Raw genomic sequence first — 26,188 nt, forward strand, 5'->3', positions numbered from 1 at the left:
TGGGAATTATGTATGTCTGGACACAGTAAATGGTCAACTATTAAACGAGAAAAGGGCGCAAAAGACGCTAAGCGCGGTGCGATCTTTACGAAAATCGGTAATCAAATTGCCATTGCTGCACGTTCTGGTACCGACCCTACCATGAATTCATCACTGGCGATGGCTATCGAAAAAGCCAAGCAGGCCAACATGCCCAACGCAAATATTCAGCGTGCTATAGACCGCGCGAATGACAAAAATGCTGCCGTTTTAGAAGAAACTGCCTATGAGGGAATGGGTCCTGGTGGCATAGGAATCATTATCGAGACCGCGACCGACAACAAGAACAGGACCTTTCCGGAAGTGCGAAATGCTCTGCAAAAAAACGGCGGTCGTATTGCCGACGCCGGTAGCGTGATGTTTCAATTTGACCGTAAGGGCGTTATCCGCGTAGAAGCTACAGGTGAGGACGCATTATTAGAGATTTTGGATGCCGGAGCAGAAGACGCAGTTGAAGAAGACGGCGAGATTATCGTCTATACGGACCAAAAAGAACTTGCAAAGGTGCGCACAGCGATTGCCGACGCCGGACTGAAAGTGCTAGATGCCGAATTGCAATACGTTGCGAAAAATATGATAGAAGTAGCAGAGTCTGAGGCAGCGCAAAAAGTACTGAAACTCCTCGACGCACTCGATGATTTAGATGACGTGGTAAACGTCCATACAAACGCAGATATTACAGCCGATATTCAATAAGCTTATAGTTTACACTCAGTTTAATACTCTGTATATTTTAAGGTAATATGCGAGTTGCGAGGGTTTTATTAAGTTTGTTGGTTGTGCTGGGACAGGTAGTCACCTATGTGCCAACAGCAAAAGCTGATATTGCGACAACTCCTAATTCTAGCGTCGTTATAGCCCAAATGTACCCAGGCGCTTCGGGAACGGCTACGCAGGAATTTGTTGAGCTTTACAATAATTTCACTTCTCCGATTGAAGTAACGAATTGGTGCGTTAACTATATTTCATCGACAGGCAATACGACGAAGAAGCTTGCTTGCCTAGACTCCCCAGACGTCAGTACCGGGCTGTGGCTTGGTGCAGGTGGCTATGCGGTGTTTGTTTCGAATGACCTAAGGGATGCTATGTCGGTAACGGCCGATGCGTACTTTAGTGGTGGGATAAGCGCCGATCATGGTCATATTGTGCTTGTTGATGCGAGTAATAATGAAATCGACAGGCTAGGCTGGGGTGACGCAATAAATCCGGAGACGACGGCTGTCGCGTCTCCAGCGAATGGCAAGGCATTGCAGCGAAAAACGGCAAGCTTTCACTTGCAGGACACCGATGACAATAGTGTTGATTTTATCGAATCAGATCCACTGCTACATGCATCCGGTGTGTATGAAGATACGTTAGCCACGGATGTCTGCCCGAACATAGTCGACGCGCAGACTACCATGCCGGATGGTTATTTAGCTGATGAAAATGGCGATTGTCAGCCGGATAGTTGCTTAAACCTTGATGGCCTACAAATTAGCGTGCCAGAAGGTTATGATAGCGACGGAGCGGGTGTGTGTACGCAGCATGACGAGTGCGAAAATGTTGATGGCGTGCAGACTGACATACCTACCGGCATGGTGCGTGACGGCGCAAATGATTGTAGCTGGAACGTGTTGCCAATCACGTTGACTGAACTTTACCCAAATGCGACGGGCAGCGATACGGGTAATGAATTTATCGAAGTGTACAATCCAACTGATACGATGGTTGATTTAAGCCTGTACACGATTCGTGTGGGTATCAATTTAGACAAGACGTTTACATTTCCGATTGGTGCGACGATCGCACCAGGTGAATACAAGTCGTTTGATAATAATACGATTAAATTCTCGCTCGTAAACTCAACGAGTCGTGTTCAACTGGTTGGGCTTGATAATGTCGTGTATGGTGACAGCACTAATTACGAAAATCCGAATGAAGGCGAGTCATGGGCACTTATAAAAGGAACCTGGCAATATACTAATCGTCCAACGCCAAGCGATGAAAATCTCGCATCGATTACTGTCGAGACGAACGATAATTCCAGTAGTGGCACTAGCCCGACTTTAAAACCATGCGCACCTAATCAGTATCGTAATCCTGACACGAATCGCTGTAAAAAAATTTCTACGACTTCGTTGGCACCATGTAACGATGGCCAAGTTAGAAATCCTGAAACGAATCGTTGCCGTAATGTCGTAACGACGGCGAGCGTCCGAAAGCCTTGTAGTGACAATCAGTATCGAAGTGAGGATACGAATCGATGCCGAAACTTGCCAGCCGCTACGGTACCTGACGCTAACTTTGCAGTTCAGCCCATCAAAGATACAGGTACGGCGTTCGTTGGCTGGTGGGCGCTTGGCGGAGTTGGCCTGCTTGCTGCAGGCTACGGCGCGTGGGAGTGGCGACGAGAGCTTGCGATGCTGTGGCAAAAAGGTCTTTATCGTTTCCATAAATAAAGACTCGCAAGTATACTCGTGATATGAGAATCATCGGCATAGATCCCGGCACCGGCATACTCGGCTTTGGCGTCATCGACGCGCAGGGAGGCAAGACCAAGCTGGTGACGGCGGGTGTCATAACGACACCGGCGCATACGCCGATTGACGAGCGGCTAGAGGAAATATTTGATGGTCTGACAGAGATTATCGCCGAAACGAAGCCCGAGGTTATGTCGATCGAGAAACTGTTTTTTTCGCAAAACGTCACAACGGCAATCAGCGTAGCGCAAGCGCGCGGCGTGGCTATGCTGACCGGCCGCAAGGCAAAGCTGCCAATCGCAGAATATACGCCACAGCAGATCAAACAGACACTGACTGGCTATGGCAAGGCCGACAAGAAGCAGATGCAAGAAATGGTGCGGATACAACTTGGCCTGACTGAAGTGCCAAAACCCGATGACTGCGCCGATGCGCTAGCGGCGGCGATTACTCACTACATGATGAGTCGAATCGTATAACATACTGACCTCTGTTTGCAAGGGGCATTTAAGGGTTGTAATTATAAAAATCTGATATAATAGGTGCGATGCAACGCCAAGGAAAATATACCAAGCGCGTGACGCCGACCCAACATGTTAAACGCCATTACCGACGAGGTTTTCGCTGGTGGCGCAAGGCGAGTTGGAAAAAGCGCATCATGCTAGTTGGTGGTCCAATCCTAGCACTTCTGATTCTGATACCCATTCTGACTTATCTGTATTTTGCCCGCGACATATCCAACATGGATCGCCTGATGAACCGGAACAATACCGGTGTTATTTTCTATGCCAAAGACAGTAAGACCGTGATTTACAGTAGCGGTAGCGCTATCCATCATGATTTAGTGCCGACCGACAAGATATCAAAGAGTATGCAGGATGCGTTGGTGGCCAGTGAAGACAAAGACTTTTATAAGCACAATGGCTTCTCTGTTTTGAGCACCTTGCGCGCCGTGTATGGCTATATAGCCGGAGGCGGTAAGTCTTACGGAGGCTCTACCATTACTCAGCAGCTGGCGAAGATTACGCTACTTGGCAGCAACCGTACGTTCCTTCGTGAATACCAGGCATTTTCTGTGGCGGTAGCAATTGAAAATACCTACACAAAGAATCAGATTTTAGGCATGTATTTAAACTCTGCATACTTTGGCGAGGGTGCGTTTGGCATAGAAGACGCGGCCAAGATATATTTCGGGACGACACCAGATAAGCTTGATTTGGCACAGTCGGCAATGTTAATCGGGTTGTTGCCGGCGCCAAGTGTTTATTCGCCTATCAGCGGTAACCCGGCATATGCAAAGGAGCGGCAGACGACGGTGCTTGGGCGCATGGTCACAAATGGTTACATTACTGACGCTCAAAAAACGGCTGCGCTTAAAGAGAAGCTGAAGTATCAGAAGGCGAAAGCTCCTATAAACGACAGTGTCGCGCCACACTTTGCACAGATGGTACTGGATGAGCTGTACCAGAAGTATGGAGAGGAAACGGTCACTCGTAGTGGTTATCAGGTGACAACCACGCTTGACCCAAGTGTACAGTCGAAGCTGCAGGCGGCGGTATCTGCCAATATGGCGACGATTAACTACAATCAAGGCCACAACGCTGCTGCTGTTGCCATAGACCCGACTGACGGCGAAGTGCGAGGATTGGTAGGTAGCTACGATTGGAATAATCCAAAGTTTGGCAAAGTAAACATTGCTACGTCGTTGCGTCAGCCGGGTTCGAGCTTTAAACCGATCTATTACGCGAATGCGCTCGCGGAAGGCGTCATAACGCCTGCCACCGTGCTCAAGGACGTTAAAACGGACTTTGGCGGAGGTTATGTGCCTCTCGACGCCGACAAGAAGTTTCGTGGCAATGTGACCGTACGACAAGCTCTGAATCAATCTCTAAATATACCGGCAGTAGAAGTTATGCAGAAATTCGGCATCAGTAATGCCGTAGATGCAGCACGGCGTATGGGTCTGACTTCTATAAAGTCAGATAATAACTACGGACTTTCGCTAGCACTTGGTTCTGCCGAAGTAACACCGCTTGCTCTGACGAATGCGTACGCTGCATTTGCAAACGGTGGCCAGCAATACGATACGACCATCATCAAGAGTATCCAAAGCAAGTATAACGAACAGGTCTTTAAGGCGGACGAAACTTCGAAGCAGGTAATTAGTCCGCAAGGGGCGTTTCTGATTTCTGACGTGTTGTCCGACAACGCAGCTAAAGCGCCAATTTTTGGCAATACTCTTACTACTTACGACGCCAAGACGGGCGCCGTGAAGAAAGTAGCCGTCAAGACAGGCACGACAAACGACGATCGTGACGCATGGACAGTGGGCTATACGCCAAAGATGGCTATAGGTGTGTGGGTGGGCAACAACGACAATGCGCCGATGCTCAACGGTAGCTCCATTATGGCGGGCCCAATCTTTACCAAGGCAATGGGCTCTATACTGGCCGGTGACAATACGAAGTTTCCTGAGCCATCTGGCGTTGTCCAGAAGAGCGTTTGTAACAGTAATCATGGCTTGGCGGATCAGGCTGTTAAAGGTCAGACGTACCTAGAGTGGTTCCTTTCAACGTATCTGCCGTCAGACAAATGTACAGTTATAAAGCCAACACCTACGCCAACTCCAACGCCAAGCCCGAGTACTTCTCCTATACCTAGCCAAGGAATTACACTGAGCGCAAATCCTGAGAGCGGCGCTACCGTAGGAACAACGGTGACGTTTATCGCGACACTTGCCGACAATAACTTATCAGGCGTAGTGACGTTCATGGACGGTGATCTAACGCTTGGACAAAGTCAGGTCTTTAACGGTACGGCGTCATACATAACACCTACAACGAACTGGTCAACCGGACAGCATACGATCATAGCTGAATTTACGCCTTTAGACGGTAGTTCTGGTGATACGATTACTACGTCGCTTAATTATCAGATTACAAATGGAAATAGTGGCAGCAACGGGCACGGCCACAACTTCCCCTTTAATTAGCTAGAACGACTTTTTATTGGTTTCGAAATTGATACGTGTGTACGTTGTACATGGGCGCGGTAGCTGGTGGCGTGTCGTTGAGTGAAGTCAAGGCAACCACGAGTACGCCAAATGAAACGAGCAGTGACACAATACCAAGCACTAGTCCTGCAACCGCTAAGTCATGATTTTGCTTGTTAAATAGTGCAACGACACCGAAAACAATTGCGATGACCGAAACAGGTAGTCCAAAGACCCCGGTCCAAGCTAGTAAAAAGCCAAAGACGCCGACGGTCAAAGACGCGACTGCCAGTCCGCTTGATACAGGTTGTTTTTCTTTCTTGTCTTTTACATCGGCCATAATATGCTCCTTATATTATGTTTAAGTTTATAACACAGTTAGCCCATAGCAGTCCAACTGTGTATAATTAAATATATGATTGCGCATGTCGAGGGAACGGTGACAGAAAAACTTATATCGTCCGTAATTGTGGACGTTCACGGAGTTGGTTATGAGGTGAATGTAGCAGCTGGCGACTACGAACGTGCCACGTTGAACGAAAAGGTGAAATTCTATACCTACCATCATATACGCGAACAGTCTCAGGAACTTTATGGGTTTAGCACACTTGCGGCCAAGAAATTATTTGAATTACTCATAACAGTGCAGGGCGTTGGGCCCAAGGCGGCGCTCTCTATACTATCGCTAGCTGATAGCGAAGTTGTGCGTGGTGCCATTGCTAGTAGTGATAGCGCATTCGTGTCTAAGGCTGCCGGAGTGGGTAAGCGTATAGCGGAACGCGTAGTGGTCGACTTAGCCGACAAGGTTGGATTGCCGCTACGTTATGACAACAACGTGTTCACGGGGGCGTCACAACGAGTTGGCCATACAGATGAAGCACTTGAGGCATTGATGGCACTTGGATATAACCTAGTCGATGCGACAAAGGCCTTAGAGGGAGTGCCGATGGATTTGTCGACGGCCGACAGGGTTACTCAAGCATTAAAGCAGTGATGGTATAATACGCCTAATGGCTATAGAACGAATCGTCGATACGTCCGCACATGATGACGATACCGACGAACAAGTAATCGAGACGACGCTGCGACCGCAGACGTTTGCTGATTATGTAGGGCAGGAACATCTAAAAAAGAATCTGCAACTTGCTATCGCCGCAGCAAAAAAGCGAGGCGAACCGGTCGACCACGTGTTGCTCTATGGGCCACCGGGGCTAGGTAAGACGACTATGGCGACAGTGATTGCTAATGAGATGGGCGCGAATATTCGCGTGACGGCCGGGCCAGCAATCGAACGAGCGGGTGATCTGGCGAGTATACTGACTAATTTGGCTGACGGTGACATATTGTTTATCGATGAGATTCATCGACTTGGACGTACCGTGGAAGAGGTGTTGTACTCGGCGATGGAAGATTTCAAGCTCGATATCGTCATAGGTAAGGGACCAGCGGCTCGAAGTGTGCGATTAGATTTGCCAAAGTTCACGGTTATCGGCGCGACGACTCGGGCGGGTGCGCTCGCAGGACCGTTACGTGATCGTTTCGGTATGCATCATCGTCTAGAATTTTACAAACCGGATGAAGTTCAGCAAATTATAACCCGAGCGGCAGGATTGCTTGGAAGCAAGATTGATCCGCAAGCAGCAGCGATGTTAGCGGAGCGTTCTCGCCTTACACCTCGAATCGCCAACCGCCTGCTGAAGCGCGTACGTGACTACGCGGACATCAATGGCGACGGAATTATTGACACATTGATTACGACAGAAGCACTCAATCTACTTGAAATTGACGATTTGGGACTTGATCCGGCGGATCGTCGGTTGCTTGGAAGCATGTTGGAACATTATGGACACAATCCTGTTGGCCTTACGACGATAGCGGCGTTAACCGGTGATGAAACGACGACAATTGAAGATTTTCATGAACCGTATCTCATGCAAATAGGCCTGATTGAGCGCACGCCGAGGGGCCGTCGCGTGACGTCAAAAGCCGCCAAGCATCTTGGCAAAAATGTTTAGTGAATTGTTAGTTAGTGTGAACGACTTTTTTTGACGTATTCAGCTTCGCTTTGTAGGTCGGCGCGCAGTGTATAGCTTTTGCAGCTGCCTTGCGTATCGCAATTAGTCGCAGTGTAATGGTAGTTCGGACTCTTGCCTGCATTGAGAGCATTGAGGCGCTTCTGAACATCAGTGCTGGCGTCACCTTTGTCTAGGAGTTTCTGCAATTCGTCCTTAGTCAGAATGTCTTTGCCAAGAGTAAAGCCGTCTGGGTCTGTAAATAAGTCTGGGTCAACTGACGGAAGCGTTGCTGAAGTTAATGTGGCTGGGTATGATGAATGTTCTTTGTAGTAGACTTCTTCCAGAGCGTAATACATGGCATTGATTGCTGTCTTGCGTACGGAATCTTGGCTGGCAATGTTTAATTTATTGACTTGTAAAAAAATAAGAAAGCCAGCTAGCGCAAATACGGTGGCGACAACGACTAGCTCGATAACAGTAAAGCCAGATTGTCGAGATGAAGCTGTTGTATTCATTAGCAATATTATAGCAGAAATGCGAGTAAACTTTCATTTCTTGTGCGCGTACGGCTGGAGCCCTGCTTCCTTCGGAATAAATGTGAACATTCATTTCTATCGCTACGTTGAGTTATAATAGAAAGCAGTTTAATAAACGAGGGAGATAGGCACGTGGCGAAAAAGACCGATAAAGCGGCCGTGGCAGATACTGGTACTGCAGCAAGCGAAGGTAAATTGAAAGCCCTAGGGTTGGCGATGGAGCAAATCACTAAGCAATTTGGTGATGGCTCAATCATGAAATTAGGCGAGGCCCATAAGGTTGACGTCGAGTTGATCCCATCTGGCGCATTAAGCTTGGATATAGCACTCGGCGGCGGCTATCCAAAGGGTCGTATCATCGAGGTTTATGGTCCGGAAAGTTCAGGCAAGACGACATTGACGCTACACGCGATTGCCGAAGTGCAGAGGGCGGGTGGTACAGCGGCATTTATAGATGCTGAGCACGCACTTGATCCTGCATACGCAAAAAGGCTAGGTGTCGATACCGACAACCTATTGGTTTCGCAACCTGACAATGGCGAACAGGCGCTAGAAATCGCTGAGACATTGGTTCGCTCAAATGCGGTAGACTTGGTCGTTGTCGACTCAGTTGCAGCTCTTGTGCCACAGGCAGAAATTGACGGTGAAATGGGTGATTCGCACATGGGTCTTCAGGCCCGACTTATGAGCCAGGCTCTCCGTAAGTTGACGGGAATCATTAACAAGTCAAAGACGACGGTTATATTTATCAATCAGATTCGCATGAAGATTGGTGTCATGTTTGGTAACCCTGAAACTACAACTGGCGGTAATGCATTGAAGTTCTACGCTTCTGTTCGTATCGACATTCGTCGAATCGGTCAGATTAAGAGCGGTGAGGAAATCATAGGTAACCGTACGAAAGCTAAGATCGTTAAGAACAAAATCGCGCCACCGTTCAGGAATGCTGAATTTGACATTATGTACAACGAAGGAATCAGCAAAACAGGTGACGTACTTGATCTAGCTGTTCAGCACGAAGTTGTAGGTAAGTCTGGTGCATGGTTTGACTACAATGGTGAAAAAATCGGCCAAGGCCGTGAGGCGGTAAAGACATTTCTGAAGGCAAACCCGAAGGTTTTGGATGAGATTGACAAGAAGGTTCGAGAAAAAGTAGCCCAAGCAGAGGCGTAGTAAAAGTGCATGGAAGCCAATAACAGTACAGAAACAGTATTCTGGGTTAATAGGTTTTCCGAGCACACAATACGGAAGGTTTTAGAGGGTTTTCGAATACTTGAGCCGTCTAAAAAGCAGTCGATGACGATATTGTCAGCAACTAAGATAGACGAACTAGAGGATCAGCAGCTGCGAGAATCTCTGAAGCGGCAACTACAAGATGTAAGAGAGGGGGCTCTGGTAATGGAACTTCCCGTAGCCCACATGCCTCATAAAAGGTTTAGCCATTCGTATTCGGTATCGACGAAATCATCGTCTGGTACTGTTCAAGAACGGATGACTTCAAGCTAGTCGTGAAAATAACAGGTATCTCCGCACAACAAAAAGACGTAAATCGCGTCAATATCATGGTGGACGGAAAATTCAGATTTAGTTTGGATATCACTCAGGTCGTTGATTTGAAAATCAGAGTCGGCAACGAGTACGATGAATCGGAAATTGCTGAACTGGAAGCGGAGAGTCAGTTTGGCAAATTGTACGCTAGAACTCTGGAGTACTGTTTCATTCGGCCGCACTCGTCACGAGAGATAAGGGATTACCTCTACCGAAAAACAACGCGTAACACCAAAGTAAGAAACCGTAGAACTGGCGAGTTGAGTGAGCGGCTGGGCGTGAGCAAAGAGATGACCGCACGAGTGTTTGATAGGTTGGTGGCGCGTGGTCATGTTGATGACGAGAAATTTACACGTTTTTGGGTTGAAAACCGTAATGTACGAAAAGGTACAAGTCGCCGTAAGATACAAGCAGAACTTGTCGCCAAAGGTGTGGACCGTACAATTATCGAGAACTGTATTAACGAATCGGATCGTAATGACCAAGACGAGCTTCAAAAGATTGTACTCAAAAAACGTTCAAAGTATCCTGATGAAGAGAAATTTATGCAGTATCTTGCCCGTCAGGGCTTTTCTTATGACGATATACGAGCAGCATTGACCGACAGTTAACAATTATTTCGTTTCAATGATTTCTGGCTGCGGTTTTGTTTGCCGGAAAGGATTAACATAGTGATGTCTTAGGTTCGCATGGGCTTTGCTTTTGCTGTCCCCTGATCTAACAATGATAGTAGTGTCGTTGACTTCAACGATTTGTCCCCTATGAATAAGAAGTTCGTCGTTATTAAAACTTTTTAATAGAGGCCGCTTTACGATTAATTGTTGAACAACAAAGCTATCGACGTCTACGACGTAATCGGCCACCTTGCCAAGCTTTCTCTTTTTTTCATCGATTACTTGTTTTCCTTCTAATGCATATTCCATTTCATAGATTGCTTTGTCTGTAATTATATCGTCAGGCTCTAGAAATTCTTCACTACTGTCGATGATCATGCCGAGACTACCGATTTCACGTATGTCCACTATTCTTAGATAAGATGGATCATGATCGAGATGAGGTCCTGTTATTTGGTAGGCGATAACTGACAGATTGTGTGGATTAATAACAGGTACGCTTGTACGAGCAAGTTCTTTGCCTGTTTGGAGCCCCATGATTGGCGTATCGATAAGCTGAGCGCTGCTTAGTAGCATATCTTTAGTATACCGTTACCGAAACAAAGTCCCAATACACTTTAGCAATTCGCTACTCTACAAACGGATTAGGCCGTGGTGAAGGAAGTTTTAAGGTGGTTTTATCATTACCACTGTCACGCAGTGCTTTGATCTTATTAACCGTGTCCTCGTCAAACTTGTCAATAGTACTTGTAGGTACGTTAGTGGGCTCAGGCTGTCCAAGTGTAATCTGGTAGAGCGTGAAGGTGGCATAAGAGAGAAGTAGTCCTATAGCCGAAACAACGATAACTGTGTGGTGTTGAACAAAGAAGGTTCGTATAGCTTTGGTTAATGTATAGAGTTGAGGCGTCATCGTGTATATACCTTTATGCTAATCGGATTAACTACCACTTGATTATTGGTTGCATTTTTTGACATCGATATACCCGTAAGTTGCATTTTTGTAAGATTTGACTCAATTGAATAGATAAAGTTCATAATAGCACTGTAAGAAACGGGGCTTTTTATACTAATTGATGCTTCTGTTGTTTTGAGGCCGGCTATCGAAGTTGCCGTACTTGCAGCGGATTGAGTTGAAGGCGTATCACTTGCCCCGAAAGAAAATCCTGTAATTGTGACGCCGGCTGCGGCCGCGTATGACGATATGTCGTCAATAATTTGATTTTGGTATTGGTAGTGTGTACTGTCGGCAACGATTTTCTCTGCTCTCGTTACGGCGACTTTGTTGATTTCAAGTTCATCTTTAAGTTTTTGGAGTTGAGTAACTTCATTGGAACTTACAGTGGCGGCCACATTGTCCGCACTTACTTGGTTTGAGTAATTGACTAAGAATAAGCGGAAATACCAGAATCCAGTACAAGCAACCAGTACGAGTAGCAGAATTGATGCCATGAGTATAACCTTTAATTTCGTTGCTGACAGTCCTTTTAGTTGATTGCTTATCATTACATATCCACCCTATTCAACTTAGCGCTTATCACAAATGAGACAGGATAATTTCCGTCTGGGCTACCGCCGCCATCCGTGAGTGCTTGGAAAAAAACGTTGCTGAAGAGTTTTGACGACTGAAAGTTTGCTTTAAGTTTGGTAGCATCTGCATAATTGCGCGCATGAGCAGAGAATGAACTTTGCTGCCCGAATGTAGAGTCGCTGAGGTTTAGGCTGTCTAAGACGACGCCGCTAGGTACGAGCTTAGTAATTGAGTTGACGATACTCGTATAGCTGACTGCATTTGAAAATATGGTTTTAGCAACCGCAAGATTATTTTTGTAATTTGTAGCTTGTTGACGAACGCTCGCATAATTTGAAGCTTTGCTACTATTGTCGGTGCTTGTACTGACGGCGCCCGACTGAGTGGCATGGAGGATGAAATAAAACATTGCACTGAAAAGTACCAAGACACCAATGGCTACAAGTACCATAAAGTTGTATCGAAGGAGGACGACGTTCATACGGCCGGCGCGGATGTTGCGTTTTTCTTCGTCTGGTAGTAGATTAATCATTTCCACATCGCTCCCTTAGGAATGTTGGCGAGCCCTGCTACGCTTATATAGCGTGATCGGAATTGTTTTGCTGGCTGTGGCAATTCACCAAAATCTAAATCTTGCCAAGGGTTTGCGGTACGTGCGGGCATTACGAGCTCGTCTGTAAAGAAATCGCCGATACCGGGAACATTACTACCGCTACCAACAACGAGCACTTGTTCAAGCCGCCTTTCGTTGCTAATACGCTCGTTATAATAGCGAATTACTTTACGTGTTTCAGTGATGATGTTTCGAAGAGATGGTCGCAGTGCGCTAGCTAATTTTGCTTGCTTTGGGCCTGAGGAGAGACCGTTAAGCACCTTTAGTTGGTGTGCATTTTCGAGTGTGACGCCTAACTTTTTCGAGATATCAAGCGTGAACGAGTTGCCTCCTGTCGGGACGCCACCGGTTATTCTAATGGAACCGTCTAGTACGGCTATGTCAGTGTTTGTCGCGCCTATATCAACGATGACTGTCGGCAAGTAACCTTCCTCGGTTGTTTTAAGGACTCGTGCTACGGCATTTATGGCTGGTTCGATCATTGTCGGCGTGAGACCAACGGCCTTGCAGGCGTCGAGTGTTGTGTCAACAAGCTTTCGAGGTACTGCACTCATTATGACCGTGAGTAGATCACCATTGCGCTCAATAATTTCATAATCAACATAAAGCAAGGGCATTGGAATCGGTATATACTGTCCAACTTCAAGTGATACGGCTTCCTTAAGTGTTCTTTCTGCATTTGCCGGTACGGTAAAGGTACGCGAAAATGTTCGAGCGGTCGGGATACCGACGACTATTTGATCACTGACAAGATTACCGACAAGCTTACGTTCAAGCAGCGTCTGTAGACTTTTTACAAGGTAACTTCCTTCACCGTCGAGAGCTTTTTTTATCTGGGCTGGATCAAGATCCATGACACCATAACCAGTTACGAACTGGCGTTTAATATCTATGGACATGATTTTCATGTCGGTACTGCCAATGTCAAGGCCGACAAGAGGTTTATCGTTAAAGAATAGCTTGTTCATTTCATGATGCCCACGTATATTTTTACAAAGTTTATTGTAGCATGGCCGTACTGCTTATGGCTAGTCATCTTATTACTGAATTTGGTTCGCTAAGTTGGCTATCGGGCCCATTACACTGGCGGCGATCAAACCGACTGCACCACCCATGATGACGATCATGATTGGTTCTATGATCGAGCTTAGGCTATTGATGGCCTCGTCAACTTCTTCCTCGTAAAATTCGGCAACCTTAATGAGAACCGTATCTGTCTGGCCGGTTTCTTCACCGACTGCGAGCATTTGTGAAACGATCGCCGGATACAGTCCGCCATCTTCGAGTACTCTTGATAGTTGTTGCCCGTTTTTAACTTTGTCGACTGCACTTAGGAGAGATTCTTCATATACGACATTTCCAAGTGCGTGAGCGGTAACCGTCATGGTTTCAAGTATGGTAACGCCTGCGCCACTAAGAGCCGAAAAAGTTCGTGCAAATCGTGCGACAACGACTTTACGAATAACTCCGTTAATTGCCGGTATTTTGAGGACGATAGTGTGGAATACTTTTCTACCGGCGGGTGTTTTGATGTATCGCAACAATAATGCGACACCGCCAACAGTGGCGGCGATGACAAATACACCATATTGCAACATAAATGAGCTGGTGCCAAGCATGAATAAAGTCAGGGCAGGTAGCTGTGCGCCAGGTCCTGCAAGTGAGCCGATAATCTCGCCGATTTTAGGGATGACGAAAAGCATTAAACCAAAGAACGCCAATACGGTAATAACGAGCAGGACCATAGGGTATGTCATTGCTCCCTTTACCTTTTTGCGTATGGTAGCATTTTTTTCTTGCTGTAACGCCAATCGTTTTAGGATTTCGTCAAGAATACCGGCAGTTTCGCCAGCTCGCACCATGTTGACATAGACATCGCTAAACGTTTTAGGGTGTTTTTCAAGAGCGCTACCGAGTGTCGATCCTTCCTCAACTTCGCGGATGACTTCGCTTAAAATTTCTTTTAAAGCAGGGCTTTCCGAATGTTGTTCAAGTGAATTAAGCGATCTTAGGAGGGGTACGCCAGCTCCAACCATGGCACTTAGTTGTCGAGTGAAGATAACGAGGTCGTCAGACTTAACCTTCGTAGAATGCGTAAGACTATTGAGAAATGGTGATGATTTTTTTTCTGGAGTTATGCTCAACGGTCGAAGATTTTGCTTTTTCAGGGATTCGATAACAGCGGCTTCATCTGCTGCGTCGATGCTGCCTTTTGTTGTCTTGTTCGACCTTTCCGTTGTTGCTACATATTGAAATACAGGCATGTTTATTCCTTTGTCACTCTTAAGACTTCTTCGATAGTTGTTTGCCCGCGCAATGCTTTTATCAGGCCGTCAATCTGCATTGTTAACATTCCTTCTGATATAGCTTGGTTTTGGATTTGCGCACTTGTAGCATTCGTAGTTATGAGTTTCTGCATTGCCGTAGTGTTGTTGAGTACTTCAAAAATACCAATACGGCCCGAAAATCCATCATGTTTACCATTTTCATCTTCATAATCGGTAGGCTTATAAAGCGTATGAATACCTTCGGGTGTGGTGCTCAGTGGCGTGTCGCCTCCGATGCCGGCGGCTGCGGCTCGTTTTTCCAGCTCATGTATGTAGCTCATGTCTCGGTCGGACTGCAGATTAAAGAGGTGGGTAATTGCTTGCTTCTCCTCGTCGGACGGCTGGTAGGCTGTTCGTGTTTGTTTTTCTAGTTTGCGTACAAGGCGCTGGCCGACTATAGTCCTGACGGTGCTGGCAATTAAGAATGGTTCAATGTCCATGTCGAGGAGACGCGGCAAGGCGGTTGCGGCGTTGTTGGTGTGTAGCGTACTAAAGACAAGGTGTCCTGTCAGCGCAGCCTGAACTGCTAGGTTTGCCGTTTCGGCGTCACGAATCTCACCGACCATTATGATGTTTGGATCTTGACGTAGTAGCGCGCGAAGGCCGCCTGCGAATGTAAGACCTGCTACTTCATTTGTCTGAGTTTGGTTGATCCCAGGTATTCGATATTCTACCGGGTCTTCGATTGTACTGATGTTGACGTCAATTTTATTGAGTTGGATGAGTGCTCCGAAAAGACTAGTAGATTTACCGCTTCCTGTTGGTCCGGTGATAAGCACCATGCCGTGTGGTTCGTTAATCGCATCAGTAATTGTTTCCATGGCATAGCCCCAGTAACCCAAGTCTTCTAGGCTAACCGCTTGATTTGATTCGTCTAAAATACGCATGACGACTTTTTCACCGTCTGCAATAGGCAGCGTGCTAACACGCAAGGCGTACTGTTTGCCAGTGATATTTACCTTAAAGCGGCCGTCTTGAGGTACGCGGCGTTCGTCGATTTTAAGATTTGACAAAATTTTGATACGACTAACTAATGCTGCGTGGACATTACGCGGCAATCGGTTCACTTCTTTAAGGATTCCGTCAATACGGTATCGGATTTCGACAAAGTCTTCACGGGGTTCTATGTGGATGTCGCTGGCGTTGCTGCGAATGGCGTATTCAAGCAAAAGGTTAATCGTTTGAGCGATGGGTGAGTCTTCGCTCACGTCTTCGTCTCTGACCGATTCTACTTTTGTCTGCTCCTCGACGCGCTGCGTGTCGATAACATCGGATAACTCCTGGTCAACGCTACCGCGATATTTCTCTAAAGCAGCCTCGATATTAGCGCGTGATGCTATGTAGGTCTTCGTATTTGCGCCTATTTGCTTTTCGATAAAGTCTACAGCTTGGACGTCGTCAGGGTCTTCCATGGCTAGGTGCATGAGACCGTTGCTGTCCACTTGGAACAAGACAGCGTTATATTGGCGAGCAATTCGTTCGGGGATTTTCTCTAATAGCTCAGGGGTGATTTCTTTGGGGTTTAGTTCTATGTAGGGTATGCCTGTGTACTCTGCAAACAACTTGGTGAGAGTTTTGTCGTCGACGACATTTTTTTCAATCGCCAATTGATACATTGGTTTATGTGTATTAGCGCTCTCTGTTTTGAGGGCTGCTATATCTGCGTCAGAGAAGCGTTTACTTTGTGTGAGAAGCTTCTCTAATGTCCCATCCGATATATGCATAATCATTTCCATTATAGGAAAGTTAATTTCAAATTGCTAGAGTCTTTTATAAGTAAGGTTTTGTGCCGGAACCGCTATGGGATATAATGAATAAAATGATAGAGGTATCGAGTGAAAAGCAAATGCAGATTTATGGCGAACGTCTTGGCCAGTTACTGGCGGGTGGCGAGGTTGTAGAACTAGTAGGTGACGTAGGAGCTGGTAAAACAACGTTTGTGCGGGGCGTAGCTCGCGGTATGTCTGTGGATGAAACAGTTCAAAGTCCGAGTTTTACGATTAGCCGTATTTACGAAGCATCCGATGGCCGTCGTCTTGTACACTACGATTTTTATCGACTCAGTGATCCCGGCATTATGGAAGATGAACTTGCCGAAACTGTTGGTACTGATAAAACTGCCGTTGTTATTGAATGGGCAAACTCGGTCGCCGATACTCTTCCCGAGGATAGATTAACTATCTCTATCACGGTAACCGGAGAAAATACTCGCCAGTTATCACTTTCTGGAAGTGGTGAGGTTGGCCAGCGATTGGCGGAGGCACTTGATGATCATTCTGCTTGATACTTCAACCGCGGTTTGTCGGCTGACGCTTGTAGAAAATGACGAGCGGAAAGAATTTGAATGGCAGGCGGATAGGCAACTTGCTAGGAGTCTACTGAAGTGGCTGAGTGACCAATTGGCAAGCCAAGGAAAGGCCTGGCGAGATATTACTGGAATTGGTGCATTTTTAGGCCCTGGTAGTTTTACGGGTCTTAGGATTGGACTAACGGTACTTAATACGCTCGCCGATAGTCTGTCTGTCCCCATTGTCGGGGCAACTGGCGATGCCTGGCAGGGCAAGGCACTGGAACGTTTAGTAAGTGATGAAAATGATCAGATCATCCTACCTTATTATGGTAGCGATGCAAAGATTACAACGCAACGTAAATAGCCTTGCTATTCATCATCGCTTGGCGCTACAATAAGTCAAGTTTGTAATAACGCAGACTCCGATAATTTACTGAATACATGGCGTTCGCCGACCGACTCAACGACTGATTTACCAGAACTCGACTCCGGCGAGACGGACGCAGGAAGGATACACATGATTGAAGCAATCATCGCCGCAGTGGTTGGTGCTCTTTGTGGTGTGAGCGGCACAGTCGTATACACCCGCAACCGAACGGAGGCGAGTAAAAATAAGGCCGAGCAAGCGCTTGCGAAGGCTCAGGAAAAGGCAAGTCAGATAGTACTTAAGGCTAAAGATGAAGCCATTGAACTAGAGAATGAACGTCGCAAAGAATTAAAGAAAACCGAAAATCGGTTAGCTGATCGCGAAACAACACTCGACAAGAAACTTGACGAACTTGACAAGCGGGCGGAAAAACTTCGAAGTCAAGAGAGCGAAGTTGAAAACCTCAAAGACGAGATTCGCGACATCAGAAAACGTCAACAAGAGAAGTTGGAAAAAATTGCCAAGTTGTCTAAGTCTGATGCTGCCGACAAGCTTATGCAGATGACTGAACATGACATCAAGAACGATCTGAGGGGGTTGATCTCTAAACTTCAGAAAGACGCAATGGATGACGCTGAGGAGCGTGCGCAGACCGTTATTTTGACCGCTATGGAGCGTATGAGCTCTGAAGTTACAGCTGAGCGTACGGTAACAGCTATTAAGCTGGTGGACGAAGAGATGAAGGGGCGAATCATTGGCAAGGAAGGCCGAAATATTCAGTCGCTGCAACGTGCGACAGGCGTAGATATTTTGGTTGACGATACGCCTGGTATGATCGTGCTTTCTAGCTTTGATCCAATTCGTCGTCAGGTTGCTCGCTTAAGTCTTGAGATGCTCATGAAAGATGGGCGTATTCACCCGGGCCGCATCGAAGAAGTCGTTGCTAAAGCTCAAAAGCAGATTGAAAAAGAAATTAAACAGGCTGGTGAGGACGCGGCGCGTGAAGTTGGCGTGACTGGTATTCCGCGTGAAATGCTGCAGTTGCTTGGCGAGCTAAAATTCCGCACATCGTACGGTCAAAACGTTCTTATGCATAGTACCGAAATGGCACATTTGGCCGGACTTATAGCTGAGGATATTGGTGCTGATGTCCGTACTGTTAAGATTGCTACTCTGTTGCACGATGTTGGCAAAGCAGTAACACATAAAGTTGAAGGCAAACACCATCACATCGGTGCTGAGATGGCTCGTAAATATGGCATGAAGGAAGAGATTGCTCATGCGATTGAAGCGCATCATGACGACGTTGAGGCTACGACACCTGAAGCGTTAGTCGTTCGTGTAGCAGATGCCTTGTCGGCTGCACGCCCGGGTGCGCGCAACATTAGTGCCGAGAACTTTGTCGAGCGTATGAAAGACCTAGAGAACATTGCAAATGGTTTCAAGGGAATCGACAAAGCATACGCCATAAGCGCAGGCCGTGAAGTTCGCGTTATCGTCAGGCCGGAGAATGTTGATGACCTTAGCGCCATCAAGCTCGCCCGAGACATCGCAACAAAGATTGAGTCGACCATGCAGTATCCAGGTACTATCAAGGTCAACGTTATTCGTGAAACTCGAGCAATAGAGTTTGCTAAATAAACGTAAAACAAAAAATAACCTCACATTTGTGAGGTTATTTTTTTGTCTCGAAAAAATTAATAGAAATAACTCACAGTAAGATGGTGTGGTTTAAGTGATGGGTCGCTTCGCATGTCCTGGCTAATTAGCCATAGTGATACGTCGATGTCAGCAATCGTCATGTCCGGTAATAGCTCGCTGAGATTCTTACATGCAGCGATGGTCGCGGCGCGGATCTCAACTTCTTCCGTTGAGCCGCTTGGGAGTAACTGCTTGCCTATGATTTTTTGACTAAGCGATTGCGAATATTGTAAAACGCCATAATGTTCGAGAATTTGAGGTAGGCGATAGTCGGCGAACACTGTCAATTTGTGAGTATTTTTTATAGCAAAATCAGGGTATTTTTGAGTAAGCTGCGACAAGTCGTTTGGTAAAATTTGAGCGCGTTTTAGTATCCAAATCCACTTACCCTCATACCATGCGCCATCGCGGTAGCTCGTCAGCGCGTGCGTTATCTCGCGAGCAATCGTAGGCGCATCAAAATCACATGCTTTTAAAAAAAGGTGCGCACTACCTTCATGTTTACGTAGCAAAAAATTAGCTGCATCGACGATATTGTTAACGCGCCATTCTAATAGAGGGATCTGAATATTGTCTTGTCCTCGGAATATGTTTGCGGCTTGCGACAGTGTCAGCTCTGACATAAATTGTGGATCATAAATAGGCACGCCATCGTCTAATGCTTTTGCAAATGCATTTCTCAGCCCATACCATCCACCGCTTGACTGGCTATTATGTTCGAACTTCCATTTGTCTTTATCATCTTGCGCCCAGAAGCAAAAGTTCGCGGCTGTTTCGAAATAGACAAGGTTAATGTCTTTGTCTAAATCATCAGTGCTGCCAAACGCATCCTCAACATTATCGAATCCTTTTAAAAAACGTTGTCGTACTGGTTCGGCAAGTGCTTTTAGCCCCGCGTCGTCAATCGTCACGTCGTGAGCATGTTCCACGACAAAGTTGGCCGAATCCCATACGTCTGAAGGGGTATTAAGTGTGTCTAGTTCCATGTGTTTAGTATAGCAGTAACCGCAGCGTATGGACTCGTGTGGCAAATTGACTTGGGTAGTAATATAGTATATAATTTTGGCTCATGGAAACGCCGAATCATGAGTAGGCGCTTCTCGTTCGTAAGGATAATAGTCTTGTGAGAAGTTACGACTACCGGAATACGCCTCCGCACGAGGTTGAGCCGAAGAAGTCAATTGACGCGGCGAACATTGAAGGTTCGGTGACGATTTTTACTTCGCGCGGTGTGGAGTTTACACTTCACCGTGTTTCTAGAAGTATGCCACCTCGTTTTTATCAGATGTTTTCCGACCGGACAGACATTCCGGTTATAAGTAGCGAGCTGAATTCAGCATATGGCGAGCCGTACGCAACTTTCATGATTTTAGGCAATGTATTGACTGAGCGAGCTGAGATGGTACTCATAACTGATGATGGTTATGAAGTGGAATATAGCGTGCGACGATTCAGCGTAAAAGAACCACCGGATTCACCTGAGCCATGGCGTAGAAACGGCAGGTGTGGATTTCAAAAAACTACGAGGAATCGGCATCTGGCTAATTCCATCCAATCCTAACCCATTGGGCCCTACAGCAATGTATGGGCCCTTTTAATTTCCGGAATCGAATGAGAGCAGGTAATCTAACGCTGTCAAAGCTAGAGCTTCATTTCTACGGAGTACTTTATTTGTTACTATCGCGTCGGCTAGGTCATGATGACGATTATTTGCTGCGACATCAGCAAGTCTATATACATGTGGTTTGATGGTAAAAACAATGAAACGCCGGTTTTCACTCGGTAGACGAGTAAGAGTTTCGCGTTCAGTTCGTAAATATATCTCATTGCCGGGATCACTTATAGTTGCTGGATCGAGTTGTGGTTTTGATGAAGGAAATATTGCGAGAGCAGAGTTTTGCTCTAGAAATATATTGTTCCTTGCAAACTGCCTTTCTGGAAACTCAGGCAGACTTATGAGTGATCGATCGACAGTTGCTTTTAGTCTGTCACTATAGCCTGCGACTTTTGCGTGCACCTGATCCATGCCTAGCCCTATGAATTTAGGCAGATCCCAATCGGTTGGAGATGCGACGAAGCCCGCGGCCATGATGTGTCGTTCGTCATCCTGCTGTTCGACCATACATATATCTTCTTGGCCAAGTAGGCCAGAAATTGCAAGTGCGTCCAAGCTGGAATTATCCGTATTTAGGCTGAATCTTTCGTCTGTGATTTTATTGATGACATGCGAATTTTCAAGCGTGTAGGCGTCTGGGTATTGATAGGCTAAGTAGTCGGCCTGCAAGACAAGTAGACGTGACGCGGCTGTTTGAACGGCCGTTTCGCCGATTCGTAAAACGCTGTCGGGATTTCGTATAAATTCTTTTCGTCTTAAATCTATCGACTCTGCAAGCTCGTTGTCTGGCCAGAACCACGGCAAAAACCGCTTGCTTTCATATTTTTGTTCTGCAATTGGTGACATCCTTCGCATGTTTGGCGCCGGGGAGGTTTTATTAATGAACATGTGGTTGTGTAAATATTCCACATTGGTTGAAATGACTGCATTACTTTCGGTTCTATGGTCCATTTGAAGATAGTTTAGGTGAGTGTGGGAGTGCGGGCAAGCTTGAGGGGGATGATGTGATGAAAGGACATCGGCTAAAGCCTTTTCCGTTCACTCGCTTAAGAAAATACCTTAGGTGCTTTCTTTCGCTTCGTTCACTACACCAAACCTTCGTTCATTTTTGCTGAAGCAAAAATCGAAGGTTTGAATCTCCGCCACGAACCATAGAAAAACGGCCATCTACAGACGGCCGTTTTTCTATGGTCGGCTCGAAGCGACAGTCGTCGAACCTACGATCAAGACAGTTTATATAAGATTTTGCGAAACTATCAGACTTTTAAAGACAGACTGGACAGATTGCATCACGTGCTCGATATTGTCGTAAAACCCGAAGGTTTAGATCTCATAAAGTTTACTCCGTAAAAGTAGTATAATATAGGTATTATGAGCGATACGGACGATACCAAAGAAAAAGCTATCATTGAACCGTCACAGGCGGTGGAGTTACCGCCACAACAGTCGGCAACCGATACAAGCAACTGGGATAATAAGGTTTCAACTGACCCAAGCGGTGAAAAGTACATACGTACAATAGACGAAGAAGATCTACTTTAAGTCTAGACGCCCCCCTACCTATCAAAGGTGTATTTTTAGAAAAGATAGTAAACGCACTACTAAGCTAAATTATTGCCGACGAGTAAAAACTGGTTTGTTTCCGTATGCCCAACAATAATGGGTGAGAACAGAGGTAAACTTGTTGGGAAGTCCCAACAACGATCAAACGAAGTTTAGAGAATTGACAAGTAACCATAACCATTTTGTAAATACTGAATTATGGTATACTTGGCCTATGAAATTAGCAGAAATAAAAATTAGAGGCTACAAGTCTATAGACGAGCTTGATTTCCCCATACAAAAGTACGGAAAGAGCTACGCCACCATCTTATTGGGTAAAAATGAAACAGGTAAAAGCAACGTTCTTGACGCAATTGCAATGACCAAACTGGCGGATAGCAAGGAGGGTGAAACCAGTTTCACGAAAATTAGGAACAGAAAAACCAAGCCAAGCAAAGTTTCTGTACTGTTTAACTTTTCCGTTGAGACTACCGATGACTATAAGACCGCTCTTATTGAGGCGCCTAATATAGAGTTACCCGATAGTCTCGTGAACAGCATCAAACTTACCAATATAGTAAAAGAGGCGTACATAAAAGACGGCGATGACAAGTATGGTGTTAGTTTTGATTTTCTCTACGATACAGTCCCTCGATTGAGCACTTACGGCGTCTTGTTTGCCACAGAACAGGTGCCAGCACAAGCCACAACACCACCTACTCCTGCAAAAACTGTTGAAAAAATCACGGTCAAAAAGCTGGCAAGTATCACAGAAAAAGAGGAGGCAGACAAGTACTTAGAATTGAGTGATGATTTACTAAAAGGAATAATTGAAAAAGCACTCGTAGGCTTCGCAACAAAAAACACCAAAGTGGTTGTAGACAGATGGGAATACGAGCCTAGGTATTTAATCCAAGACAAGATTAAACTAGACGATTTTGTCCAGAATGAAGATAATATACCACTTGAGAACATATTTTACCTTGCTGGTTATAAAACATACGATGAAATTGCAAAGGTAATCGAAGAGATAAAAAAAGATGACAATGAGAGACGTAGCTTAAGTACAAACTTAACCAAAAAAGCCACTGAGTATTTACATAAAAAGTGGAAAGAACACAAGGTTGATATAGACGTAGAGGTAAGTACGGATTACACCGTCAGGGTGACTGTTCAAGATGAAGCTGACACTGGTAACTATTATGATATGATCGACAGAAGCCAAGGCTTTCAGCAGTTTGCTTCACTTTTATTTAGTATCTCTATAGGCAGTGCTTCGGGTAGTGTTAAAAATCACGTGATCCTTATTGACGAGCCTGAAGTTCACTTACATCCGTCTGGAGTGAGACATATGAGAGATGAGCTATTGAAAATCGGCGAGAGTAATTATCTTTTCGTCTCTACCCATTCCAATTTTATGATAGACGGCAAGCAGAAAGAGCGCCACCACCTGCTTACAAAAGGTGACGATAATTCGACTGAAAAAAAGCAAATCAAGACAGAGGAGAACATCAACAATGATGAAGTTCTCGAAACTGCATTCGGGATAAACATTATTCTAGATTTTGTATCACCCCACCTATTGCTCGTAGAGGGTGACGACGACAAACAACTACTTGAAAAAGCTCTCAGTGTAGTCAAGCCAGATAATGATATAAAGATTAGCAACGGCACAGGTTCTAATATAGTAGCTGATGCTTCTCGGTTAGCCTTCCACGATGTTATACCATTGGTTGTGTCAGACGACGATGACGACGGAAGGCAGTATCAAACTGACATACAAAAAATCGGTAAGAATGACTTTAAAAACAAAGCCTTTACGCTCTATGGTTTAACCAGCGACATAGCAGAAAAGGGTACTATTGAAGATGCAATTCCAATTGGTTTTGTTCAAGACAAGTCTAACGAGGTTCTACACGATAACGGCTTTTCCGACATAGCGCTCGACCCCTCCTCTCCGTTTTGCGAGCAAATAAAGTTACACCTTCGAAAAGAGATAAAAGATGTCAGGGGCAAAGCTAAGACGGTTAAAGTTAATAACTTGACTGCTGTAATTAAAGGTAAGGCTACTGAGTATCCTATAAAAGATATATCGGCTACGACTTCACCTATATTGTTCAAACTAGCAGAAGCAATACTAGCTAAGTTTGAATTAGCTGACGTCAAATAATTACGTCACTTTGATATTGTATTTTACAGACGATTAACGGCCTTGTTCGTTGCGTATGTTCGTATTTGCAAAACCACGCTTTGCCATAGCTTCGTCAAAAGTCTTGTCCATATACAACATATCGCCAATCCAGCCGATGAAAAAGTAGTTTGCTGATACACTTCTCCAGAAGGCGCCCTTGGCGTTGCCTAGATACCAGCGGTTAATCGGCAGTATAAAACTACAGTAGGTTAATGTTTTGTAAGTTTTGCGGTCTTTCATATTAGACATTCCTGTTTAGTTACTATTAACCGTTAGAGTGTCTTAAATAAAAAGGGACACCGCCAACGGTGTCTAAACTGTTTTTTCCGCAATAAGCTTTCACCTACTGTTTCGGGCGATGCCCCTTTCTAAGGTGAAATGCCCCGAACGGAAAAACCGACGGTTTCTTATTGCGTATTTTACAGTTTAGACAAGGTCTATTATAGCACCGTGTTTGGTGAAGAAGAATTATTGTATAATATGTTATAATCTAGACTAGACCTTATCTGTAAAAACACAGATGGGAAGGATAAAAATGACGCAGTTTGATGAGCTATATAAGGCTTTATACGGAGCCAATCCACCCCAAAAGAAGCCTGTACCGTCGGCTAGCTTGTCTGCGTTTTTGCGTCCCGTACAGCCAGCGCCCCGAGTTAACACGGGGTTTTTAGGTTCACAACAAAAACCCCTTGTTAAGTTCAGAAAGCCAAAGGTTTTTGTTAGTTTTGACTATGAGCACGACCGTATATACAAACAAGCTCTTGATATGTGGGATGCAAATAAGCGTTTCGATTTTACGTTTCAAAGCCACACCCCAAATGAAATACAATCCTTCAACGTGGGTCGCATAAAAGCCGTTCTTACAACCAAAGTCAAAGAAGCTACCCACGTTATTGTGCTAGTCGGCAAATATGCCAATCAGGTGCACCCCGACACGAAGCTTATAGGTTTTCGAAACTGGATAAACTTTGAAGTTTATCAAGCCAGACTTTATAAGAAGAAGATCATCTGTGTAATGCTAGATAACAACAACACGTTACCCGAGTGGTTAGTGAACTCTGGTGCAACTCTGGTGAGGAGTTTCAATGAAAAAGACATAATAGAGGCACTTAAAAAATAACTTTTTATTATGACTAAATTATCAGAAGACACAAAGCTATCCGTACTAAGTGAACACTATAACAACACTGTTGATGGCTTTAAGAAACTTGGCAAGTCAAGAGAGTGGAACTTTACTGCAATACTTCTATTGCTCGTTGTAATGGCTTTCCAGTACGTATCACCAGATCAGTCGGAAAGCGTACTTACCCAACTTGTTCAGAAACAACTCGGCGTAGACGTAAGCATTAGCATTAGAGTGATTGGATCGCTTGTCTGGTTTGCTTTATTGTATGTTGCGATTAGGTACTTTCAGAGTGTTATTAACATTGAAAAACAGTATAACTATACCCACCAGTTAGAGAAAGAACTGGCGAAGAGTTATAAGGGTAAAGCGTTTACTCGTGAGGGTAAGGCATATCTCAATAACTATGCAATTTTCTCTGACTGGGTACATATTGTTTATTGGTATATTTTCCCAGCACTTTTCCTGCTAGCTATTACCGCAAAAATTGCAGGCGAATGGCTTGTTGACGCCTCTAACTTAACTTCCGTACTTCTAAATACGCTAATTTACGTATCTCTCTTTTTATCAACAATTTTGTACGTATACTCTTTACATAAAACAAAGAAGAACACTGAAAAGGACTTACGACAGTAGACTTTGACATAGGCTTCATCATATACCACAAAACAGTTGAACCTAGACA

The 26,188-nt window shown here is 45.3% G+C and carries 29 protein-coding genes; 17 read left to right on the top strand and 12 right to left on the bottom strand.

What is annotated here, in order from left to right:
* Positions 1-12: 12 nt before the first annotated feature.
* The 4 genes from H6797_01110 (at position 13) to H6797_01125 (ending at position 5,493) form a co-directional block, all read left to right on the top strand.
* A complete protein-coding gene (locus H6797_01110; GenBank protein ID USN96785.1) occupies positions 13-735 on the top strand; it encodes a YebC/PmpR family DNA-binding transcriptional regulator in 723 nt (240 codons plus the stop codon).
* A 107-nt stretch (positions 736-842) separates the two neighbouring features.
* Positions 843-2,480, top strand: a complete 1,638-nt coding sequence (locus H6797_01115) for a lamin tail domain-containing protein (GenBank protein ID USN96786.1) — start codon at positions 843-845, stop codon at positions 2,478-2,480.
* Positions 2,481-2,503: 23 nt separating this feature from the next.
* Positions 2,504-2,980: a crossover junction endodeoxyribonuclease RuvC gene (ruvC, locus tag H6797_01120; protein ID USN96787.1), complete on the top strand. Its 477-nt coding sequence runs from the start codon at positions 2,504-2,506 to the stop codon at positions 2,978-2,980.
* Between the two features lie 68 nt (positions 2,981-3,048).
* Positions 3,049-5,493 carry a transglycosylase domain-containing protein gene (locus tag H6797_01125; protein USN96788.1) on the top strand — a complete coding sequence of 815 codons (2,445 nt, stop codon included), beginning with the start codon at positions 3,049-3,051 and terminating at the stop codon, positions 5,491-5,493.
* Positions 5,494-5,506: 13 nt separating this feature from the next.
* Here the strand turns inward: H6797_01125 and H6797_01130 are convergent, their stop codons facing one another.
* Positions 5,507-5,833, bottom strand: a complete 327-nt coding sequence (locus H6797_01130; protein USN96789.1) for a DUF4190 domain-containing protein — start codon at positions 5,831-5,833, stop codon at positions 5,507-5,509.
* A 75-nt stretch (positions 5,834-5,908) separates the two neighbouring features.
* Here H6797_01130 and ruvA point away from each other — a divergent pair, with 75 nt between their 5' ends.
* Positions 5,909-6,487, top strand: a complete 579-nt coding sequence (gene ruvA / locus H6797_01135) for a Holliday junction branch migration protein RuvA (protein ID USN96790.1) — start codon at positions 5,909-5,911, stop codon at positions 6,485-6,487.
* A 16-nt stretch (positions 6,488-6,503) separates the two neighbouring features.
* The gene (gene ruvB / locus H6797_01140) at positions 6,504-7,508 is read left to right on the top strand and encodes a Holliday junction branch migration DNA helicase RuvB (GenBank protein USN96791.1); all 1,005 of its coding nucleotides are present in this window, start codon (positions 6,504-6,506) and stop codon (positions 7,506-7,508) included.
* 11 nt (positions 7,509-7,519) lie between these two features.
* Here the strand turns inward: ruvB and H6797_01145 are convergent, their stop codons facing one another.
* Complete coding sequence (locus H6797_01145) at positions 7,520-8,023, bottom strand: type II secretion system protein (GenBank protein USN96792.1); 504 nt, start codon at positions 8,021-8,023, stop codon at positions 7,520-7,522.
* A 153-nt stretch (positions 8,024-8,176) separates the two neighbouring features.
* On the opposite strand from H6797_01145, the gene recA reads away from it, so the two are divergent.
* The 3 genes from recA to H6797_01160 all read left to right on the top strand — a co-directional run bounded on the left by recA (position 8,177) and on the right by H6797_01160 (position 10,203).
* Entirely contained in the window at positions 8,177-9,217 is a 1,041-nt protein-coding gene (recA, locus tag H6797_01150) for a recombinase RecA (protein ID USN96793.1), read from the top strand.
* A gap of 123 nt (positions 9,218-9,340) precedes the next feature.
* Positions 9,341-9,550, top strand: coding sequence for a hypothetical protein (locus tag H6797_01155; protein USN96794.1), 210 nt, complete (start codon positions 9,341-9,343; stop codon positions 9,548-9,550).
* 2 nt (positions 9,551-9,552) lie between these two features.
* Positions 9,553-10,203, top strand: coding sequence for a RecX family transcriptional regulator (locus tag H6797_01160; protein ID USN96795.1), 651 nt, complete (start codon positions 9,553-9,555; stop codon positions 10,201-10,203).
* A 3-nt stretch (positions 10,204-10,206) separates the two neighbouring features.
* Here the strand turns inward: H6797_01160 and H6797_01165 are convergent, their stop codons facing one another.
* The 7 genes from H6797_01165 to H6797_01195 form a co-directional block, all read right to left on the bottom strand.
* Entirely contained in the window at positions 10,207-10,782 is a 576-nt protein-coding gene (locus H6797_01165; protein ID USN96796.1) for a PRC-barrel domain-containing protein, read from the bottom strand.
* A 52-nt stretch (positions 10,783-10,834) separates the two neighbouring features.
* A complete protein-coding gene (locus H6797_01170) occupies positions 10,835-11,116 on the bottom strand; it encodes a hypothetical protein (protein USN96797.1) in 282 nt (93 codons plus the stop codon).
* Positions 11,113-11,709, bottom strand: a complete 597-nt coding sequence (locus H6797_01175) for a hypothetical protein (GenBank protein USN96798.1) — start codon at positions 11,707-11,709, stop codon at positions 11,113-11,115. The genes H6797_01170 and H6797_01175 overlap by 4 nt, the downstream gene beginning before the upstream one ends.
* Complete coding sequence (locus tag H6797_01180; GenBank protein USN96799.1) at positions 11,709-12,266, bottom strand: PilN domain-containing protein; 558 nt, start codon at positions 12,264-12,266, stop codon at positions 11,709-11,711. The genes H6797_01175 and H6797_01180 overlap by 1 nt, the downstream gene beginning before the upstream one ends.
* Complete coding sequence (pilM, locus tag H6797_01185; GenBank protein USN96800.1) at positions 12,263-13,315, bottom strand: pilus assembly protein PilM; 1,053 nt, start codon at positions 13,313-13,315, stop codon at positions 12,263-12,265. The genes H6797_01180 and pilM overlap by 4 nt, the downstream gene beginning before the upstream one ends.
* A gap of 72 nt (positions 13,316-13,387) precedes the next feature.
* A complete protein-coding gene (locus tag H6797_01190) occupies positions 13,388-14,611 on the bottom strand; it encodes a type II secretion system F family protein (GenBank protein USN96801.1) in 1,224 nt (407 codons plus the stop codon).
* Between the two features lie 2 nt (positions 14,612-14,613).
* Positions 14,614-16,398 (bottom strand): type II/IV secretion system protein, encoded by a 1,785-nt coding sequence (locus tag H6797_01195; GenBank protein ID USN96802.1) that lies wholly within the window; start codon positions 16,396-16,398, stop codon positions 14,614-14,616.
* A 95-nt stretch (positions 16,399-16,493) separates the two neighbouring features.
* Between H6797_01195 and tsaE the strand changes: the two genes are divergently transcribed.
* The 3 genes from tsaE to rny all read left to right on the top strand — a co-directional run bounded on the left by tsaE (position 16,494) and on the right by rny (position 18,972).
* Entirely contained in the window at positions 16,494-16,958 is a 465-nt protein-coding gene (gene tsaE / locus H6797_01200; GenBank protein USN96803.1) for a tRNA (adenosine(37)-N6)-threonylcarbamoyltransferase complex ATPase subunit type 1 TsaE, read from the top strand.
* Complete coding sequence (gene tsaB / locus H6797_01205) at positions 16,942-17,328, top strand: tRNA (adenosine(37)-N6)-threonylcarbamoyltransferase complex dimerization subunit type 1 TsaB (protein ID USN96804.1); 387 nt, start codon at positions 16,942-16,944, stop codon at positions 17,326-17,328. The genes tsaE and tsaB overlap by 17 nt, the downstream gene beginning before the upstream one ends.
* Positions 17,329-17,481: 153 nt before the next feature.
* Positions 17,482-18,972: a ribonuclease Y gene (gene rny, locus H6797_01210; GenBank protein USN96805.1), complete on the top strand. Its 1,491-nt coding sequence runs from the start codon at positions 17,482-17,484 to the stop codon at positions 18,970-18,972.
* Positions 18,973-19,028: 56 nt separating this feature from the next.
* Here the strand turns inward: rny and H6797_01215 are convergent, their stop codons facing one another.
* Positions 19,029-20,018: a hypothetical protein gene (locus H6797_01215; protein ID USN96806.1), complete on the bottom strand. Its 990-nt coding sequence runs from the start codon at positions 20,016-20,018 to the stop codon at positions 19,029-19,031.
* Between the two features lie 137 nt (positions 20,019-20,155).
* Between H6797_01215 and H6797_01220 the strand changes: the two genes are divergently transcribed.
* Positions 20,156-20,593 (top strand): hypothetical protein, encoded by a 438-nt coding sequence (locus H6797_01220; protein ID USN96807.1) that lies wholly within the window; start codon positions 20,156-20,158, stop codon positions 20,591-20,593.
* Positions 20,594-20,626: 33 nt separating this feature from the next.
* Here H6797_01220 and H6797_01225 read toward each other — a convergent pair whose 3' ends face one another.
* Positions 20,627-21,598 (bottom strand): DUF3445 domain-containing protein, encoded by a 972-nt coding sequence (locus H6797_01225; GenBank protein ID USN96808.1) that lies wholly within the window; start codon positions 21,596-21,598, stop codon positions 20,627-20,629.
* A gap of 420 nt (positions 21,599-22,018) precedes the next feature.
* On the opposite strand from H6797_01225, the gene H6797_01230 reads away from it, so the two are divergent.
* Together H6797_01230 and H6797_01235 are read left to right on the top strand one after the other, a co-directional pair.
* On the top strand, positions 22,019-22,189 hold the full coding sequence (locus H6797_01230) for a hypothetical protein (protein USN96809.1): 171 nt from the start codon (positions 22,019-22,021) through the stop codon (positions 22,187-22,189).
* A 235-nt stretch (positions 22,190-22,424) separates the two neighbouring features.
* The gene (locus H6797_01235; protein ID USN96810.1) at positions 22,425-24,359 is read left to right on the top strand and encodes an AAA family ATPase; all 1,935 of its coding nucleotides are present in this window, start codon (positions 22,425-22,427) and stop codon (positions 24,357-24,359) included.
* Between the two features lie 33 nt (positions 24,360-24,392).
* Here the strand turns inward: H6797_01235 and H6797_01240 are convergent, their stop codons facing one another.
* A complete protein-coding gene (locus H6797_01240) occupies positions 24,393-24,620 on the bottom strand; it encodes a hypothetical protein (GenBank protein USN96811.1) in 228 nt (75 codons plus the stop codon).
* 295 nt (positions 24,621-24,915) lie between these two features.
* On the opposite strand from H6797_01240, the gene H6797_01245 reads away from it, so the two are divergent.
* Together H6797_01245 and H6797_01250 are read left to right on the top strand one after the other, a co-directional pair.
* On the top strand, positions 24,916-25,500 hold the full coding sequence (locus H6797_01245) for a TIR domain-containing protein (protein ID USN96812.1): 585 nt from the start codon (positions 24,916-24,918) through the stop codon (positions 25,498-25,500).
* 9 nt (positions 25,501-25,509) lie between these two features.
* The gene (locus tag H6797_01250) at positions 25,510-26,139 is read left to right on the top strand and encodes a hypothetical protein (protein ID USN96813.1); all 630 of its coding nucleotides are present in this window, start codon (positions 25,510-25,512) and stop codon (positions 26,137-26,139) included.
* Positions 26,140-26,188: the final 49 nt, after the last annotated feature.

The organism is Candidatus Nomurabacteria bacterium, assembly GCA_023898645.1.
Classification (GTDB): Bacteria; Patescibacteriota; Saccharimonadia; order Saccharimonadales; family Saccharimonadaceae; genus UBA2112.

Coding starts and splice junctions, on each gene's coding strand:
- H6797_01110 (USN96785.1), top strand. CDS start 13: ATGTCTGGACACAGTAAATGGTCAACTATTAAACGAGAAAAGGGCGCA.
- ruvC (USN96787.1), top strand. CDS start 2,504: ATGAGAATCATCGGCATAGATCCCGGCACCGGCATACTCGGCTTTGGC.
- H6797_01125 (USN96788.1), top strand. CDS start 3,049: ATGCAACGCCAAGGAAAATATACCAAGCGCGTGACGCCGACCCAACAT.
- H6797_01130 (USN96789.1), bottom strand. CDS start 5,833: ATGGCCGATGTAAAAGACAAGAAAGAAAAACAACCTGTATCAAGCGGA.
- ruvA (USN96790.1), top strand. CDS start 5,909: ATGATTGCGCATGTCGAGGGAACGGTGACAGAAAAACTTATATCGTCC.
- ruvB (USN96791.1), top strand. CDS start 6,504: ATGGCTATAGAACGAATCGTCGATACGTCCGCACATGATGACGATACC.
- H6797_01145 (USN96792.1), bottom strand. CDS start 8,023: ATGAATACAACAGCTTCATCTCGACAATCTGGCTTTACTGTTATCGAG.
- H6797_01155 (USN96794.1), top strand. CDS start 9,341: ATGACGATATTGTCAGCAACTAAGATAGACGAACTAGAGGATCAGCAG.
- H6797_01165 (USN96796.1), bottom strand. CDS start 10,782: ATGCTACTAAGCAGCGCTCAGCTTATCGATACGCCAATCATGGGGCTC.
- H6797_01170 (USN96797.1), bottom strand. CDS start 11,116: ATGACGCCTCAACTCTATACATTAACCAAAGCTATACGAACCTTCTTT.
- H6797_01175 (USN96798.1), bottom strand. CDS start 11,709: ATGATAAGCAATCAACTAAAAGGACTGTCAGCAACGAAATTAAAGGTT.
- H6797_01180 (USN96799.1), bottom strand. CDS start 12,266: ATGATTAATCTACTACCAGACGAAGAAAAACGCAACATCCGCGCCGGC.
- pilM (USN96800.1), bottom strand. CDS start 13,315: ATGAACAAGCTATTCTTTAACGATAAACCTCTTGTCGGCCTTGACATT.
- H6797_01190 (USN96801.1), bottom strand. CDS start 14,611: ATGCCTGTATTTCAATATGTAGCAACAACGGAAAGGTCGAACAAGACA.
- H6797_01195 (USN96802.1), bottom strand. CDS start 16,398: ATGCATATATCGGATGGGACATTAGAGAAGCTTCTCACACAAAGTAAA.
- tsaE (USN96803.1), top strand. CDS start 16,494: ATGATAGAGGTATCGAGTGAAAAGCAAATGCAGATTTATGGCGAACGT.
- tsaB (USN96804.1), top strand. CDS start 16,942: ATGATCATTCTGCTTGATACTTCAACCGCGGTTTGTCGGCTGACGCTT.
- rny (USN96805.1), top strand. CDS start 17,482: ATGATTGAAGCAATCATCGCCGCAGTGGTTGGTGCTCTTTGTGGTGTG.
- H6797_01215 (USN96806.1), bottom strand. CDS start 20,018: ATGGAACTAGACACACTTAATACCCCTTCAGACGTATGGGATTCGGCC.
- H6797_01225 (USN96808.1), bottom strand. CDS start 21,598: ATGGACCATAGAACCGAAAGTAATGCAGTCATTTCAACCAATGTGGAA.
- H6797_01230 (USN96809.1), top strand. CDS start 22,019: ATGAGCGATACGGACGATACCAAAGAAAAAGCTATCATTGAACCGTCA.
- H6797_01235 (USN96810.1), top strand. CDS start 22,425: ATGAAATTAGCAGAAATAAAAATTAGAGGCTACAAGTCTATAGACGAG.
- H6797_01240 (USN96811.1), bottom strand. CDS start 24,620: ATGAAAGACCGCAAAACTTACAAAACATTAACCTACTGTAGTTTTATA.
- H6797_01245 (USN96812.1), top strand. CDS start 24,916: ATGACGCAGTTTGATGAGCTATATAAGGCTTTATACGGAGCCAATCCA.
- H6797_01250 (USN96813.1), top strand. CDS start 25,510: ATGACTAAATTATCAGAAGACACAAAGCTATCCGTACTAAGTGAACAC.